At 61.6% G+C, this 19027-nt stretch carries 18 protein-coding genes and 3 pseudogenes (1 of these 21 only partly in view); 7 read left to right on the forward strand and 14 right to left on the reverse strand.

All coding sequences use genetic code 11. From position 1 onward, the window contains the following. Window positions 1–632 carry the 5' portion of a hypothetical protein gene (locus BOQ54_RS04490; RefSeq protein WP_071923348.1) on the reverse strand. It extends 355 nt beyond the left edge of the window, so only the first 632 of its 987 coding nucleotides appear in the window; its start codon is at window positions 630–632; its stop codon lies off the left edge, out of view. A gap of 210 nt (window positions 633–842) precedes the next feature. Between BOQ54_RS04490 and BOQ54_RS04495 the strand changes: the two genes are divergently transcribed. Then, entirely contained in the window at window positions 843–1808 is a 966-nt protein-coding gene (locus BOQ54_RS04495; protein ID WP_245316294.1) for a replication initiator protein A, read from the forward strand. Window positions 1809–2361: 553 nt separating this feature from the next. On the opposite strand, the gene BOQ54_RS19975 is transcribed toward BOQ54_RS04495, so the two are convergent. The 3 genes and pseudogenes from BOQ54_RS19975 to BOQ54_RS20395 all read right to left on the reverse strand — a co-directional run. Continuing rightward, window positions 2362–2520, reverse strand: a complete 159-nt coding sequence (locus tag BOQ54_RS19975) for a hypothetical protein (protein WP_186438025.1) — start codon at window positions 2518–2520, stop codon at window positions 2362–2364. Between the two features lie 94 nt (window positions 2521–2614). Continuing rightward, on the reverse strand, window positions 2615–3913 hold the full coding sequence (locus BOQ54_RS20145) for a type IV secretory system conjugative DNA transfer family protein (RefSeq protein WP_348626522.1): 1299 nt from the start codon (window positions 3911–3913) through the stop codon (window positions 2615–2617). Between the two features lie 34 nt (window positions 3914–3947). Continuing rightward, a pseudogene (locus tag BOQ54_RS20395) lies at window positions 3948–4583 on the reverse strand (type IV secretory system conjugative DNA transfer family protein); the annotation flags it as partial. A 534-nt stretch (window positions 4584–5117) separates the two neighbouring features. Between BOQ54_RS20395 and BOQ54_RS20345 the strand changes: the two are divergent. Both BOQ54_RS20345 and BOQ54_RS19430 read left to right on the forward strand, forming a co-directional pair. Next, entirely contained in the window at window positions 5118–5624 is a 507-nt protein-coding gene (locus tag BOQ54_RS20345) for an ArdC-like ssDNA-binding domain-containing protein (protein ID WP_071923351.1), read from the forward strand. 372 nt (window positions 5625–5996) lie between these two features. After that, window positions 5997–6763: pseudogene (locus tag BOQ54_RS19430) on the forward strand (IS5 family transposase). Here the strand turns inward: BOQ54_RS19430 and BOQ54_RS19660 are convergent. The 6 genes from BOQ54_RS19660 to BOQ54_RS04545 all read right to left on the reverse strand — a co-directional run bounded on the left by BOQ54_RS19660 (window position 6753) and on the right by BOQ54_RS04545 (window position 9998). After that, window positions 6753–7265 carry a hypothetical protein gene (locus tag BOQ54_RS19660; RefSeq protein WP_210187193.1) on the reverse strand — a complete coding sequence of 171 codons (513 nt, stop codon included), beginning with the start codon at window positions 7263–7265 and terminating at the stop codon, window positions 6753–6755. The pseudogene BOQ54_RS19430 and the gene BOQ54_RS19660 sit on opposite strands and share 11 nt — an antisense overlap. Window positions 7266–7278: 13 nt before the next feature. After that, window positions 7279–8045, reverse strand: a protein-coding gene (locus tag BOQ54_RS19435) for an IS5 family transposase (RefSeq protein ID WP_145979701.1) whose coding sequence is annotated in 2 segments (ribosomal slippage) — window positions 7279–7721 and window positions 7721–8045 — 768 coding nt in all. Because the reading frame shifts where the segments join, the coding sequence is not laid out codon by codon here. After that, entirely contained in the window at window positions 8027–8272 is a 246-nt protein-coding gene (locus tag BOQ54_RS04535) for a recombinase family protein (RefSeq protein ID WP_071923352.1), read from the reverse strand. Before BOQ54_RS04535 ends, BOQ54_RS19435 begins: the two co-directional genes overlap by 19 nt. Window positions 8273–8316: 44 nt before the next feature. Next, entirely contained in the window at window positions 8317–8535 is a 219-nt protein-coding gene (locus tag BOQ54_RS19665) for a hypothetical protein (protein ID WP_145979725.1), read from the reverse strand. Continuing rightward, entirely contained in the window at window positions 8532–9095 is a 564-nt protein-coding gene (locus BOQ54_RS04540) for an acyl-homoserine-lactone synthase (protein ID WP_071923353.1), read from the reverse strand. The genes BOQ54_RS19665 and BOQ54_RS04540 overlap by 4 nt, the downstream gene beginning before the upstream one ends. A 153-nt stretch (window positions 9096–9248) precedes the next feature. After that, window positions 9249–9998 carry a helix-turn-helix transcriptional regulator gene (locus BOQ54_RS04545; RefSeq protein WP_071923354.1) on the reverse strand — a complete coding sequence of 250 codons (750 nt, stop codon included), beginning with the start codon at window positions 9996–9998 and terminating at the stop codon, window positions 9249–9251. 116 nt (window positions 9999–10114) lie between these two features. Between BOQ54_RS04545 and BOQ54_RS04550 the strand changes: the two genes are divergently transcribed. From BOQ54_RS04550 to BOQ54_RS19440, 4 genes and pseudogenes are all read left to right on the forward strand, one after another. Beyond that, the gene (locus BOQ54_RS04550) at window positions 10115–10768 is read left to right on the forward strand and encodes a ParA family protein (protein ID WP_071923355.1); all 654 of its coding nucleotides are present in this window, start codon (window positions 10115–10117) and stop codon (window positions 10766–10768) included. Between the two features lies 1 nt (window position 10769). Next, the gene (locus BOQ54_RS04555; protein WP_071923356.1) at window positions 10770–10997 is read left to right on the forward strand and encodes a hypothetical protein; all 228 of its coding nucleotides are present in this window, start codon (window positions 10770–10772) and stop codon (window positions 10995–10997) included. Window positions 10998–11119: 122 nt separating this feature from the next. Next, complete coding sequence (locus tag BOQ54_RS04560; RefSeq protein WP_210187194.1) at window positions 11120–12865, forward strand: type IV secretory system conjugative DNA transfer family protein; 1746 nt, start codon at window positions 11120–11122, stop codon at window positions 12863–12865. A 362-nt stretch (window positions 12866–13227) separates the two neighbouring features. Continuing rightward, window positions 13228–13994: pseudogene (locus BOQ54_RS19440) on the forward strand (IS5 family transposase). On the opposite strand, the gene qatD reads toward BOQ54_RS19440, so the two are convergent. The 4 genes from qatD to qatA are packed head-to-tail and all read right to left on the reverse strand — an operon-like array spanning window position 13968 to window position 18920. Continuing rightward, window positions 13968–14729, reverse strand: a complete 762-nt coding sequence (qatD, locus tag BOQ54_RS04575) for a Qat anti-phage system TatD family nuclease QatD (protein WP_071923358.1) — start codon at window positions 14727–14729, stop codon at window positions 13968–13970. The pseudogene BOQ54_RS19440 and the gene qatD sit on opposite strands and share 27 nt — an antisense overlap. A gap of 8 nt (window positions 14730–14737) precedes the next feature. Then, a complete protein-coding gene (gene qatC / locus BOQ54_RS04580) occupies window positions 14738–16087 on the reverse strand; it encodes a Qat anti-phage system QueC-like protein QatC (RefSeq protein ID WP_071923359.1) in 1350 nt (449 codons plus the stop codon). Next, window positions 16084–16962 (reverse strand): Qat anti-phage system associated protein QatB, encoded by an 879-nt coding sequence (gene qatB / locus BOQ54_RS20190; RefSeq protein WP_071923360.1) that lies wholly within the window; start codon window positions 16960–16962, stop codon window positions 16084–16086. The genes qatC and qatB overlap by 4 nt, the downstream gene beginning before the upstream one ends. Continuing rightward, window positions 16962–18920, reverse strand: coding sequence for a Qat anti-phage system ATPase QatA (qatA, locus tag BOQ54_RS04590; protein ID WP_071923361.1), 1959 nt, complete (start codon window positions 18918–18920; stop codon window positions 16962–16964). The genes qatB and qatA overlap by 1 nt, the downstream gene beginning before the upstream one ends. Window positions 18921–19027: the final 107 nt, after the last annotated feature.

Consider the following 19027-nt stretch of genomic DNA (forward strand, 5'->3'; position numbering starts at 1 on the left):
TGGCCGCGCGCGGCATCAAGAAGCTGGCGGCCCGCCGCTTTGAATCGAATGTGCCGCTCCTTTCCGTGCTTCTCGGTCTCCGCCAGCCGGACAGCAACCAGATCATCGAAGGCACGGCCGATTGACATGGCCGAGTAGTGCAGCCGTTTGGCAATGAGCGAAGGCGTGGAGGCGTTCTCGTCGGGTCGCAAGAGGTGGTGGAAGAGGACGGCCTGTGCCGCGGGGGACAAACCATCAGCGTCCTGAAGTCTGGGCGCGCGAAAGTGCTCCCGGAGGTCCATGGCAAGGTCCGGGATATAGAGCTGATTGCCCGGCACGACGAAGGCGACGCCATGGCTGAGAAGGCGCGACCGATTGTGTGCGCTGAGGGAGGGCGCTGCGAACACGACAACGGCTTCTACTGCGGAGCGAACCAAGCCAACGTGCTTGGCGATATTCGACGGCGTTGCCGCGTTCTCCCGAGCGGCAAAGAATATGCACCACCTGCCGGCGATCTGCGCTTCGTAGAGCTTGTAAGTTCGTTCCAGGAATGAAGGGAGCGCGAAGGTGCCACCAATCTCCGTCACACGGATTCGGTCATGCAGGGTTTCCCCGAGATAGCGCTCCAGCGCCTCGGCGAACGGCTCTTCCATGATGGTGCGCTCTTTATCTAACATCGATGTGCATAGTAACGCTGTTAGTGTTAGCGTGCAATATAGCTGTTAGTGATCTGACGACGCTCAGGGGCGCAGCCCCGCCCGCCCCACTGAATCCCTCCGGCAGATGTCAATTTCTGCCCCCTAACCAATCTCGTATGATACTATGAAAAGAACAAATAACGAACCTTGGGGTGTCGCCATCGAATGAAGACCGCTCGTCCGCCAGCAACCGCTGCCAGTCAGACAGGCTCGCTCAAGCACACGATCGACAGGCTTCGCGAGACCATCGAGCGGACAGCTCCGCGCCCCTCCATGCGCCCAGCCCCGGCGAACGACAACCAGCCGGACTTCTTCGTTCCCTCGCTTTACGACATTCCCGTCAAGGACGGCGTCGATCTCATGGACGTTGCCGTGTTCCGGCTCTCCAAGCGGCACCAGCGCAAGGGTGATGTGCTGCGATACCAGTTGCACGGCGCCCAGGTCGAAGTGACGGCCGGCGGCTACGGCATGGCATCGGTCTGGGACTACGATCTGGTGCTGATGTGCATTTCGCACCTGGCCGAAGCCGTACGGCGCCACCGCGACGGCAAGGGCAAGCCTCCCACACGGACCTTCCGGCCGCACGTCAAGGAGGTGCTGAAATTCTGCCGCCTCAACGACGGCGGCCAGCAGTACGAGGCCGTCGAGAAATCCCTCGACCGGCTCAAGAACACGACTGTCAAGATCACACGGACCAATCGGAGCGCGAAGCTCAGGGCCACCTCGGGCTTTGGTCTGATCGAGACCTACAAGGTGATCAGCCGTTCGGATACCGGCTTCGTCTCCACCATCGAGATTGTCATCCCAGAGTGGATTTACGAAGCCGTCGTCACCCACGACAACCCGCAAATCCTCACCGTCAATCCGGACTACTTCCTCATCGACAGAGGGCTGGGTCGTTTCATCTATCGACTGGCCCGCAAGAGCGCGGGCACCGATTCAGCGCGCTATCTCTTCAAGACAATCCACGAGCGCAGCGGCAGCGCGGCCAGCTTCAAGGAGTTCTGCCGGATGATGCGCCAGATCATCGGCACCAATGACTTGCCCGATTTTCATCTGAGCGAAGAGAATGGCAAGGAAGGCCCCATCCTCCGCATGACTGCCCGCTCGATCCTCTCGCAGGTTGCCTGAGTCGCTTCAAATCCGGAAAGGCCATCCATTGTTCACGACGCCGCAGGCTTTGCGGTGTGTAATGTACGGATATGGCCCGAAGCCACATTCACCTGTGGATAGGTTCCGTACATTACACACCCATCTCCGTACATTACCCACCCGGCTCCCGTACATTACACACCCGATGCCGTACATTACACACCGGTCACTTCGCGGAAGACGGCAGATTGCTTGGTGATTTAGCGGACTCAACGTGCCTAAAACTACTTAAAACAGATTCTAAAACACTTAAAACGCTGCCGCCTGTGGATAACGCTTTCGTGGCGCGATGCTATCTACCCCCGTTACTCTGGCACTCAAATGCCGTCGTGCGCTACGTCTCGCATTGAGGCTCGTCCGACATTGTTCGTTAGCCGATCAGCTTAATCGGGGGGACCAGCCCCTTACAGTAAGCATTTTGTCGGATACGGTGGCGCTGCCGTGTCGGCGGCAAAGGGGCTCTCGAATGGGTTCGAGACGAGGCCCCCGCTCTGCATTACCGTCAACCATAGGAAGGTGCTGCACTGTCTGCTCAGGAGTCCTTGTTACGTAGGCGTTCGGCCTCCTCGCGGCGAGCGCATCTTTCCGCCTGCGTGCGCGCCATCTCATCCTTGAAGGATTCCGCGTACCGCTTGCGCATCACCCAGATATAGAGCCCCACGGCGATGACGCCGAGCATGACGATCGTCATCAGGTTTTCCGTTATCCATCTCAAAGGCGGCGCTCCTCTCTGTGAGCCATGGGGTTTTGAAGGGTGTGTGTGGCGCGCTGGGAACCCTCTCAGATCATTCGTCGAAGCTGGGAGGGGCTGGTGGGCCGCGCGGCGCCTCGGATGAACCAGAAGGCCGCTCAGGCGGTCTGGAGCCATCGTCCTCGGGCGCGGCTGTGGGATCGGGCGACGATCCGTTCTTGCGCCCCCGCATCCGCGCCTGAAGCGCGGCAAGCTCTGCCTGATACTCAGGGTTGTCCCTCAGGTCGGCATCGTCCTCGTCCGGCTCGAATTCCGGCGTCAGGGCGGGGCGCGGCGCGCGGTAGACGGTGTCGCCAAGCTCGCGCTTGTTCTGCGCCACCCATTCCTTCAGCTTCTCGTTGGCATAGTAGGGCGGATGCAGGTTGGCCCGGATCGACAGGCCGTCCTGAAAGAACACGCAGTCGTCGCGAAACTCTGGCCCCATCAGCTGCTGGGGCGAGGCCACCCAATCCTCACCGCCCCAGATGTCCTTCCGCCTGCCGAGGCGTTCGGCGACGTGTTCGGCGGTTCTGGTGTCATTCGGGCGGAAGAAGATCTGGCCACGGCAGTTGGCGACGAGGCTGCGCCACTTCGGGTACACCTCTTCCAGCTGGGCCAGGTCCTGCGCGAAGAGCCAGAGCCGGATGCGGTAGCTGCGCGTGATCGCCACCGCGTCCTCGATGATCCGCATGTAGCCCAGCTGCGGCATCTCGTCGAAGACGAACATCATCGGCCAGTCGAGATACCCGGCAGGCAGGCTGTCATCCTCGGCATTGGCCGCGTCGATCATCTTGCGCACCCGGATCGCTTCGCTCAGGTGCTGGCCCAGCATCACGCGCAGCACGCTGCGCATGGCGGCCATCTTCTCTGGCGGCACGATCAGATACACCGTGGCCGCGCTGCCGCGCGTCACCCCACCATCCTCACGCTGGTGCCAGCCCGGCGCGCGGCCGGTCTTGGCGGCGAAGGTGACGCTGATGTTGTCGCGGACGAGGATATCTTCGACTGTCCACCCCGGCGTTGTCGAGGAGGTGACATTAGCCACGTCGTCCGATCGCCAGATGGCGAGCTGTGTGCGCAGCGTCGTCGAGATCGAGGCGCGCAACGCCTCGGACTGCGTCTCCAGGATATTACCCAGTTCCTTGAGGCGTTCGTCGTCAGAGCCTTGCAGGTCTTCGACCATCGCCTCGAAATCCGCCTTGCTCGGTGTCAGCTGGCGGCAGACCGCGCGCATGTTGCGCTGGCCTTCCGGCCGCGTGCGGATGACGTAGAAGATCAATCCGGTCAGCAGGTCGCGCGCGGCCTCGTCCCAGAAAGGCTCCTTGCCCTGAGGAATGACCAGCAGCTCGGCCAGAAGCCGTGCCTCGTCCCCAGCCCGTCACCCGGTCGAGCGGGTTGTAGCAGTCGGAATCGGCTTCGCCCGGCGCCCATTTGAAGACTTGCCCGTAGAGGCTGCGCCGCCAGGCCGTGTGCTCGTAGTTCTCGCCCTTGGGGTCGAGGACCACCGTCGGCCCCTCGAAATCCAGGAGCACCGGCAGGATCAGCCGCTGGCCCTTGCCCGCGCCCGTTGGGGCCACCGTCAGCAGATGCCCTTCGCCACGGAAATAGAGCGGAAACTCCAGGTCCGGGCGATCCGGCACCGGCTGTTTGGCGATTTGCAGCGCGTCCATGGGGAAGGTCGCGTTGCTTGAGATGACGATGCCCGCTTCGGCGATCTGATCGAAGGTGGCCCAGCGTTGCGCCTGGCCAACGTTGCGTAGCTTCTCGCGAGAGTCGGGCGTCAGGAAATGCATGGACTGGCGGAGGATCTTCCGGGCTTCCTCGACATCGCCTTCGTTCAACGCGTAATGCACGCCAGCCCGAAACGCCTGGTCAAGCGCGGGGTCGGTGACGAGGATCATGTACGCCTCGGCCCATTCCGGCCCGATCCCATCCAGCCAGCGATCAAACTGGCGCTTGCGCTCGATCTCGCGCGGCGACGGTTCCTTCTCCCGTCCACCCCCGAACAGCTTCTTCCACACCATCGTCGCGACCTCGCCGAATGCTCCCCTGAACAGTCATCCTGCCTGACGCCAAGCTACCACCAAATTGCCAATGAAGCCGCCGGAAATGCTTGGCCGCACGTGGCTTTACCTTTGCTTCTACGCGGCTTGGCTTTGGGCGGATGAAGCGGGGCGGGGTTGCCCGTCCGGCACGGTGCCCGTGTGGGCAGCCAGTCGAAATGCCTCGCGCCCGACAGCGGCATGACGCAGTGTCCTCGGGCACGTCGAAGGCTTCGGTTTGGGCTCCTCTCGCCCTTGTCTGATTCCGCGCTCCACGGGCCGTCCTCATTCGTGGCTGACCTGGCAGGGACGCCGTTCGGCGCAACGGCGGTCGGGCAGTTTCTTCCCCTGGCCTTCGGCCATTCCTCGCGGGCGCTGCGCTCCAACAAACAGCCCGCCCGCCGTCTTCCGGTTCCCTCCAGCCCATGCGGGTGCGCCGTCCGGCTTGCCCCTGCCTCTCCGGTCGCCATCGGACGGCCGCGATGGGCGCGGCCTCCCAGACAAGGAGAGGACCCCATGACTACCGAACGCATCGACGTCTACACCCAGGTCACCAACAACATCATCGCCGCCATCGAGGCGGGCGCGGGCGACTGGCAGATGCCCTGGCACCGCAGCGGCGAGGGCCTGAACCGCCCCGTCAACATCGACACCGCCAAAGCCTATCGCGGCATCAACGTCGTCAGCCTCTGGGCCTCCGCCCAAGCCCGCGGCTTCACCACCGCAGGCCAGATCAGAGATTACACCGGCGCCGCCGAATGGCTGATCGCCGATCGCGGCTATGATGCCGACTGGTTTCGGGATGCGTTGAAAGACAAGGGGATACGTCCCTGTATCCCGGGCCGGAAGTCACGCGGCAAGGCCGTCCGCTACGACAAGCGCAGATACAAGCGGCGCAACCGGATCGAAATCATGTTCGGCAGACTGAAGGACTGGCGCCGCATCGCCACACGTTATGACAGGTGCGCCACGACATTCCTCTCCGCCGTCACTCTCGCCGCAACCGTCATCTTCTGGCTTTGAAAATCAATGAGTCTGGAGCCTAGTTGCTCGGAGACAATAGGATAAAATATATCAGGAACATCAAAAAGTATCTCTATATACGGCGAGCCAAAAATTGTAATGCCAAAAGCAATAAGGCCAATACCGATTTGGGACTTAAGCAAACACAATTTACTCCCTAACGCTCTTGAAAACTCGTCCACTCTCGTCGGTGCGATCGGTAAAGCCTGTATTGAGCCGCATTTCTTCAATCGCTCTGTGAAGATTTCGAGGCAAATGTGGACCCATGCGGCTCTCAACAATTTGTACGCGACTAGGCCGTAAACCCATAAACGGCTCTGGGTTCCCTGACGGTAGCAATTGTGATTCAAGCTCCTTTTCGGGAGCTTTGCGATGGGCCGCTACGATCTGACGGATTTCGAATGGGAGGCGATCCGGCCTCACCTTCCCAACAAGTCGCGGGGCGTGCCTCGCGTGGATGACCGGCGGGTGCTCAATGGCATCTTCTGGTGCCTGCGCTCGGGCGCGCCGTGGGCGGACATGCCGGCGCGCTACGGGCCGCCGACCACGATCTACAACCGCTTCAACCGATGGCGGAAGGCGGGCGTCTGGGATCGGCTCATGGACGCGATCACAAGGGCTTACGATGGTGACGTGCAGATGATCGACACCTCTGTCGTCCGCGTCCACCAGCACGGGGCGACGGCAAAAAGGGGGGTGTCGATCGATGTCTGGGTCGCTCCCGAGGCGGGCTCACGACCAAGCTCCACGCGCTCGTCGACAGCCGAGGCAGGCCGATCCTCCTCAAGCTCACGGCAGGCCAAGCCAGCGACCTCGCGAGTGCCAAAGACCTGATCGGGCATCTCGCGCCGGGCTCAATGCTGCTGGCCGACAAGGGATACGACGCCAACGACCTGCGCGCTGCCGTCGCCGAGCGGAACGCATGGGCGAACATCCCGCCCAAGCGCAACCGCAAGGACCCGATCTGCTTCTCCAGGCACCTCTACAAGGCGCGCAACCTCGTCGAGCGCTTCTTCAACAAGATCAAACACTTCCGCCGTATCGCCACCCGCTTCGACAAGACGGCGGAAAACTTCCTCGCCGCCGTGAAGCTCGCGTCCATCCGCATCTGGCTACGCGGTTATGAGTCTACGGCCTAACGCCGCTATCGTCTTTGACTACTTTCAAAACACCATGATTAACCAAATCTACAGCTGTCTTATACCTCGCTTTCATTTCTTCAGGACTTCCCTTGCCCATTGACTCCGCAACAACTGTCAGAGGCGCGTCAAGTTTTCTGTTGTTTATGACGTTCCCGACTGTTTCTTGATAGTTTCGTTCTGCGCGCCAAGCGCCGCCAAGGCCCTGGCCTTTTGCGAATTCTTTTGCGCTTTCGTCCACTTCCTTCAATTGGCGGGCGGCACGAATGCTCTGTTGCTCGTCGGCGCTCGACCAAACTGAGCTATCACCGCTCTTCCTCTTTTGAAGCCGGTGCGCCGCTCTGTTTTTTAAATCATCGTCTGTTGTCGGCACCATTTGGTCTGAAACAAATCGCGCTGTTCTGATATCTTCCGCGCCCTCGATGGTGGCTGCCCGTGAAGCCTGAAATTGATCAACAAACCCGCCACGCCCTTCAGCGAGGTTCGCAGTAGCTCCAGCCAATTCGCCCAATTTCTTAGGCCGTAGACTCATAACCGCGTAGCCAGATGCGGATGGACGCGAGCTTCACGGCGGCGAGGAAGTTTTCCGCCGTCTTGTCGAAGCGGGTGGCGATACGGCGGAAGTGTTTGATCTTGTTGAAGAAGCGCTCGACGAGGTTGCGCGCCTTGTAGAGGTGCCTGGAGAAGCAGATCGGGTCCTTGCGGTTGCGCTTGGGCGGGATGTTCGCCCATGCGTTCCGCTCGGCGACGGCAGCGCGCAGGTCGTTGGCGTCGTATCCCTTGTCGGCCAGCAGCATTGAGCCCGGCGCGAGATGCCCGATCAGGTCTTTGGCACTCGCGAGGTCGCTGGCTTGGCCTGCCGTGAGCTTGAGGAGGATCGGCCTGCCTCGGCTGTCGACGAGCGCGTGGAGCTTGGTCGTGAGCCCGCCTCGGGAGCGACCCAGACATCGATCGACACCCCCCTTTTTGCCGTCGCCCCGTGCTGGTGGACGCGGACGACAGAGGTGTCGATCATCTGCACGTCACCATCGTAAGCCCTTGTGATCGCGTCCATGAGCCGATCCCAGACGCCCGCCTTCCGCCATCGGTTGAAGCGGTTGTAGATCGTGGTCGGCGGCCCGTAGCGCGCCGGCATGTCCGCCCACGGCGCGCCCGAGCGCAGGCACCAGAAGATGCCATTGAGCACCCGCCGGTCATCCACGCGAGGCACGCCCCGCGACTTGTTGGGAAGGTGAGGCCGGATCGCCTCCCATTCGAAATCCGTCAGATCGTAGCGGCCCATCGCAAAGCTCCCGAAAAGGAGCTTGAATCACAATTGCTACCGTCAGGGAACCCAGAGCCGTTTATGGGTTTACGGCCTAGCAGTCTCTGAAGAGCGGGACGGTCAAAGCGCCCTCCGGACGCAGCGTCCTCTAAAATTGTCTCGGCTCCCGCCGCCTTCAGCACAACAACCTGCGCGGCCGTGTCCTGGCCTTCAGCTTTCGAGACGCGAGCATAGCCGAAGATCAAACGCCTAGTTTACTCCATTTTGGCAACAGTGAATCGCAACAGAATTATACAACATCATCAGCGACTTGCAAATTGTTGCGAAAACGGTCGTTTTTGCAATTCATACATACTGCCTCCAGAGCCGCTGCCGTTTCATTGAATCCACTCCGCCGCGCCTCATCCGCCAGATACCGGATGCACCAGGCCAGCCTGTCGGCTTCGATGCGGGAGGGCCGTTCGCCGGCCTGTGGCGGCGACGCCGGCCATTCGGTATCGTATGTCATGCCGCAACCCTCCCCTGATCGATCTCGTCCAGGTTGGCGATGACGGAACCCGTCACTCCGGCGCGATTGCGGACGCGCGCGAGGTAGGCCGGCGATACCTCCAGCCACTCGGCGGCCGCCGTGTCTGTGCCGGTCTCCATCGTTCCCCCCAGGCGAACGGGATTCCACCCGGCACGGCGCATGATGGGTTCCATGCGGATGTCCGACACGGACACATAGGCGCGCAGCCCGGCGTACTGGCCGAACTCCAGCATGCCCGCCATCAGAACCGCGGCGATGTTTGCCGGCGCCGAAGCCTGGTCGGCGCAAAAGCGAGTGCTCTCCCAAATGTCACGCGCGCGCGGCATCTCGCCGTCCACGAGCCTGGGAAATACGTCGGCCAATAGGTACGGGCCTGTCGTCGGCAAGAGCCGGGTGCAGGCGTTCACGCGGCCGTCGGCGGCGTAGTGAACAAGGTAATGCGCCTCGGGCAGGTCGAACTGGTCGAGCTCCAGGCCGTTGACGACGGTGACGCTCCAACCAAGCCGCTCGCTGAAGACCGCGCGACGGAGCTGGTGCATGGATGCAAGCGCATCCCAGTGCAGGTGTGCATTCTCTTTCGATATGATGTGAAGAAATGGCTTCCCTCCCAATGTATTTGGGAGCATTGAGCCAGAGAAAGACGCGCCTGCCATCCTGTCAACCTCCACAGGTTACTGGCGAGTAAAGCGCTTTCAGGGGGAGATCATGCCTTCCATTATGGCTTTCATCACGGCGTGATAGACGTTCGCCACGCCCATCTTGGCGCGGACGTTGGCGAGGTGGAAATAGACCGTGCGCTCCGATATCCCGAGTATTTGCGCGGTCTGCCAGGCCGACTTGCCGGCCGCGTTCCAGAGCAGGCATTCCCGCTCGCGCGGCGTCAGGCTGACCGTGGTTCGCCCCATCCGGCCGAGCGCGAGCAGCTCGCGGGCATGATTGTGAAAGGCAAGCGATATGAGGTGCACGTCCTGCCCGACGGTGGACATCAATCGGTCGAGACCGTTCGCGCCGTGATCGGAAACCATGGACGCCATCGCCAGCGCGCCGCGCGCGCCGTGGATGGGGATACCCACGCCTTCCCCGACCCCGAACTCGGCGGCTTCTGCGAACAGGCGCCGTTGGTCCGGCGACGGTTCGATGCCGAACGACATTGCGCTCCAGGCAAACGGCGTGACCTGCGACGGCCCGTTCAGGATGACGGGATCGATGCGGTGATAGCCGTTGTCGATGTAGTGGTTGTACCAGGCATCGGAGAAAGTCGTGAGGATGAGCGGCTTCTCGTCCGGCAGGGCGTCGGTGCGAATAACCTGATAGGCCCATTCCCGGAACCCGAGGTCCCAGAGCGCCTTCGAGAAGGACGCTTCGAGGGACGCCACATCCTCCACATGGCGTATCTGGTCAAGGAAGGCGATGACGCTCGGCCGAATGCGCGGCTCCTCCAAACATTTTATTTTACCAATTCTTATGTAGTTCGCCGAAAATGCGTGAAATAACGATTTCCATATGTCATGATTTCATCAAATCGTCCTTTCAACAAAAACATCAAGAAAGATCGGACATGACTCTCTTCATTGGAATCGTCTCTCAGAAAGGTGGCGTCGGCAAAAGCACGCTGGCGCGGCTCATCGCCCGCGAATACGCGCTTGCCGGCTGGAACGTGAAGATCGCGGACCTCGATATCCAGCAAGGCACCAGCTTCAGCTGGCAGGCGCGGCGTCTTCAGCGCAGCGTTGAGCCGGTCGTGGCGGTCGAGCGCTTCGGCACCGTCGGCCAGGCCGTGAAGGCGGCAGCCGGATACGACCTGATGATCCTCGACGGGCCGCCGCACGCGACCATGGGCACGCTTCAGATCGCCGAAGCGAGCACGCTCGTCGTGCTGCCCACCGGGCTTGCCCTGGACGACCTCGAACCGACCGTCCTGTTGGCGCATGAACTGACCCGGAAAGGGATACCCGCCGAGAAGATCGTCGTGGCCTTCTGCCGCGTCGGGGACAGCGAAGGCGAGCTGGCGGAGGCGTGCGCCTATGTGCGTCAGGCGGGCTACCGTTCCTTAGCGAACGTCCTGCCGGAGAAGACCGGGTTCCGCCGCGCCAGCGACGAAGGTCGCGCGCCGACCGAAACGCGCTTCCCGTCCCTCAACGAGCGCGCCGAAGCCATCGCCCAGGAGATCGCCGAGTTGATACAGGTGCGCAGCAACAGGGAGGCCGCCTGAGATGACGAAGATTCTGCCGCCCCAGAGGACGAGCAAGGGCCTGCCGCCCGCCCCGGTTCAGGTCGTGCATAACCTCGATCGCGCCGAGGCGGGTGCTACGAAGCCGCTCAACTTCAAGGTCAGCCCCGAATTTCACCGCGAGTTCAAAGCCTACGCGGCGGTGCATGGCGTCTCGATGCTGGACATATTGAAAGAGGGGTTCGCACTCGTGAAACAACGGCGCGGATGAAGAAATAACGAAATCGCCATATAGGTATTTCTTACTGAAATACAAGCTGTGAAGGTTGACAGGTTTTCCTGCAAACCCTCAATGCCAATATTTGTAACAGGAAGGCGTTGCCGACTCCTCATTTGGCAAAGTCGTCAACTGGGAATGCGACGAACGGAGCCGGCAACACTTCCATTATTGTTCCGATCTCGAACAATTTCCACACGTCAGCCAAAGTAATTTTTCGCCACCCCATAAACCCTTGGCAAAGTCAACAATCAAGGGAATGCACCATGGGGCATTTATGTCTGCTGTGGCGTCTCGTCAGGCTTGTCCTCGTCGAGCTGCCCATCTGCCTGCTTATCGCAACACTCATCTGGACTATCATCGACAACCTGACCATCGGCGCCGACCGGCTGGTCGTGCTGGGCACGACGGGAGCTGCCGCCTTCGCGGCGATCCTCTTCTTCGCCTACCGCCTCTCGCGCAAGCCGTCCGATGCACACGGCTCAGCGGCCTTTGCGACGACTGGTGACATCCGCAGCGCCGGGCTGCGCTCGCGTGGCGTAATCCTGGGCAAGAGAGGCGGACGCTTCATCCGCTTCGGGAAGCCGGGGCATTTGCTCACCTTCGCGCCGACGCGCTCGGGAAAGGGGATCGGTGTGGTCATCCCGAACCTGCTCGACCATCCGGGCTCGGTCGTCGTGACCGACATCAAGGGCGAGAACTACCGCATCACCGCGCGGCATCGTGGCTCGCTCGGGCCGGTGCACGCCTTCGCGCCGTTCGATCCGGGCATCGAGAGTGCCTCCTACAACGCCGTCGAGTTCATCCGGGCCGGAACCGTCAACGATGTGGACGACGCGCGGCTGATCGCCGAGATGATCGTCGCTCCCGAAGGCCACGAGCCGAACCACTGGGAGCAAGAGGCCCGTGTGCTGGTCACCGGCCTTCTGCTCCATATCGCCCTCGATATGCCGCCACACCGCCGGAACCTGCGCGAACTCCGCGTCCTCCTGATGCGCTCGCGCGAGAAGTTCGACGCGGTGCTCGCCCACATGGGCGACAGCAAGCACCCCATCGTCCAGCGCATCGCCGACGGCTTTTCGCAGAAGGAGGCCAAGGAGCGGTCGGCCGTCATCTCGACGGCTCAGACGCGCACGGCGGTGTTCGACAGCCCGCAGCTTGCGGCGATCACCAACCATTCGACCTTCCGGCTCGAAGACCTGAAGAACGGCGTCATGTCGATCTTCCTGATCGTGCCGCCGGAATACGCGACGGTCTACCAGCCTTTCCTGCGGCTCATGGTCGGACTGACCACAGCGGCGATGACGCGCAACAAGCGCGTGCCCCGGCATCCGGTGCTGTTCCTGCTGGACGAGCTGCCGACGCTGGGCTCGATGCGTCCCATCGAGGACGGCATCGGCTATCTCGCGGGCTACGGCGCGCATCTGTGGCTGTTCGTCCAGGACCTCGACCAGCTCCAGAGCACCTACCGCAAATGGCGCTCGATGATCGCCAACTGCGCGGTGCGGCAAGCCTTCAACGTGCAGGACAACGACACCGCGCAGCTCCTCTCCGCCATGCTGGGCAAACGCACGATCCCCGTCACCAGTTGCGGCAAGAGCGGGCGGCTTCCCTTCCTCACCTTCGCCTCGACCTACAGCGAGCACCAGAGCGAGATCGGCCGCCCGCTGCTGGCGCCTTCCGAAATCATGCTGCTGCCGGAGAGCTGCCAGCTGTTGTTCGTGCAGGGCTGCCGGCCGATCCTGGCGCAGAAGCTCCGCTACTTCGAGGAGCGCGCCTTCAAGGGCCGCTGGTCGCCTTGGCGCATGGAAGCGGCCGAGGATGATCCCGGCGCGCTCATCTCCGCCGGCATGATGAAATAACGAAAGGGCGATTTCGTTCAGAGGCGAGACTGAAGCCCTCTCTGGATGGGCTTCAGTGCCACTATGCACTTCGGGGCCGATACCGCGGTACTGGCGTGCCCATTTGCAGAGGCGAAACTTGCGCAGTCGGATTCCGATCCGGCAGCGCGCGAGCCGTGGGGAGGGGAGTGAATCCCGCCTGTTCGAAAATAAGAAAAGAATGCAAAAGCCTACGTTGGAAGAGGGTTTTCGCTCCTGCGGCGCATCGTTCGGCCAAGAATTTACGACCCTATTCTTGCTCCACTAGGCCGTAAACCCATAAACGGCTCTGGGTTCCCTGACGGTAGCAATTGTGATTCAAGCTCCTTTTCGGGAGCTTTGCGATGGGCCGCTACGATCTGACGGATTTCGAATGGGAGGCGATCCGGCCTCACCTTCCCAACAAGTCGCGGGGCGTGCCTCGCGTGGATGACCGGCGGGTTCTCAATGGCATCTTCTGGTGCCTGCGCTCGGGCGCGCCGTGGGCGGACATGCCGGCGCGCTACGGGCCGCCGACCACGATCTACAACCGCTTCAACCGATGGCGGAAGGCGGGCGTCTGGGATCGGCTCATGGACGCGATCACAAGGGCTTACGATGGTGACGTGCAGATGATCGACACCTCTGTCGTCCGCGTCCACCAGCACGGGGCGACGGCAAAAAGGGGGGTGTCGATCGATGTCTGGGTCGCTCCCGAGGCGGGCTCACGACCAAGCTCCACGCGCTCGTCGACAGCCGAGGCAGGCCGATCCTCCTCAAGCTCACGGCAGGCCAAGCCAGCGACCTCGCGAGTGCCAAAGACCTGATCGGGCATCTCGCGCCGGGCTCAATGCTGCTGGCCGACAAGGGATACGACGCCAACGACCTGCGCGCTGCCGTCGCCGAGCGGAACGCATGGGCGAACATCCCGCCCAAGCGCAACCGCAAGGACCCGATCTGCTTCTCCAGGCACCTCTACAAGGCGCGCAACCTCGTCGAGCGCTTCTTCAACAAGATCAAACACTTCCGCCGTATCGCCACCCGCTTCGACAAGACCGCGGAAAACTTCCTCGCCGCCGTGAAGCTCGCGTCCATCCGCATCTGGCTACGCGGTTATGAGTCTACGGCCTAGCAAAACTTTCAGATTTTGAACGATCATGGTGGAGATGGTGCCCGGTGGCACACCGTGCAGGCGCGCTAAGCCTTCCACGGCGATCCAGACATCGCTCGGCGCAGTCGGTCGGTTGTCGGTCATGGTGAACGGACCATCGGTTTCCGTCAGAACTCGATCCAGCGGCAGCGCCTTGGTTATCGCCGCGCGCTTCTCATTTCTGAGCATCTCCGCGTTCACCGAAAAATAACAGCCGAGATCGACCGCTCTCTTGGCCTCCGCTGCGGTACCGGTGAACCAATGGAGCACCACGCGCCCACGCTGGGGCGGCATGTATTGCTCGATCATATCGAGCACAACCTTGGTCGCTCGAACACTATGCGCTGTGACGATCTTATCCCCTGCCGCAGCACAAAGAGATAACACGCGAGCAAAAACCTCCTTCTGCGTCTCGAACGACTTGTAAAATCGAGGGCTGGCGTCCAGCCCGACCTCGCCCACGTAGCTGGTCCTCGGCAGCAATTCCTCCCAAAGGCCGATCTCATGAGCGCGGTCGGCGACCAGTTGGGGATGCAGGCCGAGAGCTGCCCGAACATAGCGCGTGGCCGACACCAGTTCATAATTCCGCGGCCAGGCCCTAGGCGTGGTAGTCACCGTGAGGGTGAACACGCCATCACGCTCGCATCTTTCTACCGCGGCTGAGTGGTCGGGGTAGAGATCGAGATGGCAATGAAAATCGACAAGACCCGGTCGCATGCGGCCTCTCACGACGGTGCGGCGCGAACGCCAGCCAGCAAGCGCCCAACTTCAGCCAACCCGCGGCGATAGACGTCAGCTAGGTCATCGAGCCGGGAAGGAACGTCATAAAGCGGCCCCGGCTTGTGGATAAGCGCCTTAGCGAGTTCGGGGCGCCTCGACAGACGCTCGATGGCAATCTGGAAGGATCGCACCTGCTGACCTTCGGCCTGCCTAGTGTCCAAAGTAGCTGCCTTCAGATCGGGCACGCCGTAAACCGTCGTGTCCATGCCTAACAGCGAGGCACGCCGAATAAGGCATGGGAGGCAATATCCACAGTGCCCCTGTGGCTTCTTGGTCCACCGCCCCTTCGTCGGTGACGAACATGATAGTGACAACGGGGCGAGCTGCTTTAGCAGGGCCGGATTGGCGCATTGTGCGACCATTTCCCCTTTGGTCTTGGCCCAATAGGGATTCTCGATCTTCCCCCCGACGCCAAGCGCCTGGAGTAAATCGTTCCACCGGGCCATGTAAAAAGGATGCGTCGTCCGGGTACTTAACGCGCCCAGTCGAAGCTGATCGAGCGGCACATTGAGCGCGATCAGGCCATTCTCCGGAACCTTGAGCACGAAGTCACGGCCTAGCGCGCTGCCAGCGGCGACGCCCAGGGAGAAGAACAGGAACGAGCGGCCGCGCGTCGTGTCCTCCGATGCGACATCCTCGACGAGCCCGCTATTGAAGTTCATCCAAACTCGCAGTCGATCGAAGGCGGATGATTTGTACACGGCTTTCAAACCGTCGAAGCACTGCTCCTGTGCCTTGCTCACCAACCCTTCCCCTGCGTGGCTGACAAGGAGTGGTGTCTCGCCAGCATCTAAGCTGTCGATCGCGCCGATCAGACTGTCCAAACCACCGGAGAACAGACTCACGCCGTCGAATGGGGCGGGGATAAGGGTGGGTGCCACGACAGGAACTAGATTTGCATAGCCCTTGGCCCGTTTTCGGAATCCGACATCCCACCTGTCGCCGGTCAGGAAGTTCAAGGCGCGGACCAGAATCGGTGCCGCAGCCGTCCATCGCACCGGATCGCTTACGGGGATGACCAGTCGAATCTCCCGCGTCCAGGCGTCTTGCGATTCCGTGGAGCGGGAGATGCGGGTGTCCGCCGCGTGGACATGGGCCGCGACCACCAGCATGTCCGCGCCGATCTCGCTCGGGGCCAGATGCAGCGTCTTGAGGTCGGCTAAGGCGCGGCCGATCCCGTGATCGAGACGCTTGCCAGCCACCAACTGCAATGTCGATGCGACCTCGTCGCGCGCCTTCGGGACGCGGGTCTTATCGTCTGGGCCGAAACGACCGATGATGACATGGCGCCTCATTTCGCTGCCTCCCCGTCGCCCAGCGTCTGCAACACGTCGAAGGCGGATTGATAGACGTTGGAGACGAAGTCCAACACCGCATCGGGACTTAGCGACTGAATATTGACGCCTGCGGCGTTGATGGCGTCACTGACACCACGTTGGATGAAATCACGCAGTTGCGCCTGTATTCTCTCGGCCGCCCGCGGGTCGGCGGGCAAGGTCACGACCTTGGTGCCGATGTCGTTGCAGATGCGCGCCTCGATCGCGTGCGTCGCATAAAGTTCGAAGACGGTCTGGATTTGGTCCGCCGTCAGCGCATCGATGTCGGTAATGCCCGCAACGGCGAGGTCGGCGATAGTCTCGATGAAGGCGTCCCGCGCGATGCCCTCGTCGATCGACCCACCTTCAGGGCAGATGTAATCGGCGAGTCCCGCGAACACTTCCTCGATCGGCCTACCGGCGAGGCTTTCGAGGTTGAGCGCTCGCAGCGCTTCGCGAACGCCATAGGTGCTGGCGTCGTTGAGGAATCGGACGAGCCCGGCGCCTGTACCCCGCGATGAGCCCATACGCTGTGCGGCTTGGCGTGAACCGCCCGACGATTTGGACACATATTGCGAGACAGCCCGGCCAAGACTCCTGCGGTCACTGCCGCCCGAGCTTACGAAGCGGGTGAAATTGTTTCGGGCCGATGTGAAGCGATCCGGTGCCCCTACCGGCACGGTTGGTCGAGGCGCCGGCGCGGGAGGTACTGCTGGGGGCGATCCATCAGGCGACGGGGTTTGTGCCCCGTCACCATCACCCGCGCCCGCACCGGCCTCGCCATCGCCCTGCAACCAGCTCGGAATGAGCGGTGTGCCACCGCCCGCACCCCCATACGCGTTCGACGTGCCCATCAGCGCCCACCTTTCCGCGTGCGAAGCGCTGCGCTGGCCGTCTGTTTCAGGAAGGACGAACCGGAGGTGGACCATCCCTGGAGTAACTTCTCGAAGCGCGCCACGGCGTCGGAATCCTTGATAGCGCCCTCCCAACCCAACGCGGGCCACGGCCCGCACCGATCGGCCGGTAAGGCTTCGAGCAGATCGATAAGATTGGCTTGAAGCATCGGATGCGCGCGAACCAGCACCGCGAGCCCATCGACACCCGGCGGCACGGTATCGAAGGCGTCTCCGCCCATCACGCGCCCGCGCAGCTCTTCGAAGACCTGTGCAGCCTCGGCCGGAACAAGTAGCTTGAGTTCACCTTCGAACGCCTGGACGGCGAGTTTCGGGCCGAGCAGCTTTTGGACCACGGCGGCGAGACGCCCGAGCACGGAGGCCGCGCCGAAATAGTCTTTCCGATCCTTGGTCACGAACAGATACGGACGCAGATCGACTTCGGCCAAGGCCGGAGACAGCCGCGCCCAGGCGCGTATCGCATCTGCCGCCTTCCATTCCGTCAGGATGGCGCTTTCCTTAGAGTCCGGCACCGCAGTCGGCTTGGCGTCGTCGATGGACCTGATCCTCGGCCCGGCCCGCTTGGCTTTAGGGGCTGGCTTCTCCCCCGACGCGGCGGCTTCAAGCGCCGCCAAATCTACGCAGCGCCCTTCCGGATCGCGGGCGGCTGCGCTGGCGATCTGGTCGAACAATCTGGAAAGGAACCGTTCGGCAAGCATGAGCTTCGCCAGGACGGGCAGCTTCACTTCTTCTCCAAAACCGCGCGCGAGGGCGGTCTGATGACGCAGCAGTAGGGTGTTCAAGAACCGCTTGATTTGTCGCGGATTCCCCTGTGTGCCGCTAGCAAGGATCGGACCGATCTGATCGCTCAAGGTGAGGGCGTTCTGGACTTGGCCGGCCTTGTCGCCCAAAGAGGTCTTGACCGTCTGTGCGTCGAGCCCGGCAGTTTGCCAAGGGCGTTTTAGCAACTTACGCGCGTCGGTGATCAGAGCGGAGTAGGCGGGATCGTCCTCGCCCAGCTCGGCGCCAATGAGCAACAAGGTGACATAGATGCGGGTTTCGGTCTCGCCCAAAGCCGGAATCCGGAACGGGATCTGGATCAGCTTTTCGAGATAATTGCGCGCATAGTCGCGGGGGCCGGTCGTGTCCGGCAGCTCGGGGAAATGCTTCCGCACCGAATATTCGATCATCGCTTCGTCGGCCGCGACGATGAACGCAGTGCGGGCGGTGAATACGAACAGGCGGACGGCTTCGAGGGTTTCAATCGCCGTGTCGGGCAGGCATCGGTCGAGATCATCGATGAGAACGATCAGTTGCTTGACGCCCGCCTGCTTGAGCAGATCGTCAAAAGCCTTTCGGAACGCCTCAATCTCTTCCGGCACATTCTTTGACTCACCGGGTTTCAGCAGACCCTGCACACCGTCGATGGCTTTGTCGTAATTCTCCTGCGTGGCGAGTTTTGAGGGGTCGGAGAAGATGCTCTTCAAGGTACCTACCACGGCGCCCACCTGATCGGCGGTGGGGACACCTGTGAATGCGGTGAAAGCGAGACCGCCGCCGTGCCGCGCGATCTTGAGCCAGTCGATCCGCCGGAAGATGTCTTTCACGGCCATGCCCGCCTGCGTGAGCATTGGGCGTTTTTCGACAAGCCCGGTGACGATACCCTCGATCAGCGCGATCTTGGCGTCCTCGAACCCCTGAAAACGCCAACCGTTGAATTTGATACAGAGGACGTCCTCATCCGAACTGAGACCGTACTCGATCATCTCCAGGATGCTCGATTTGCCGGCGCCCCAGTCGCCATGAACTCCGATCGTCACGGCACGGTCGGGCTTTTCGCGCAGCAAATCGATAATAGTCTTGGCGATCGCCTCGTTGTTGAGAAGATCTACCTTCGTTTCGTTGTCAGTAAGGATCATCCTACCCCTGTTCCATTTTTGAGGATATCATACGTGAGATAGTCAAGCTCACGAAAGCGGCACCAAGAAAATGTCACCCATTATTTTTGCGACGCGAAGCGACAATA

Origin of the sequence: Chelatococcus daeguensis, assembly GCF_001887265.1 — a bacterium.
GTDB classification, from domain to species: domain Bacteria; phylum Pseudomonadota; class Alphaproteobacteria; order Rhizobiales; family Beijerinckiaceae; genus Chelatococcus_A; species Chelatococcus_A sambhunathii.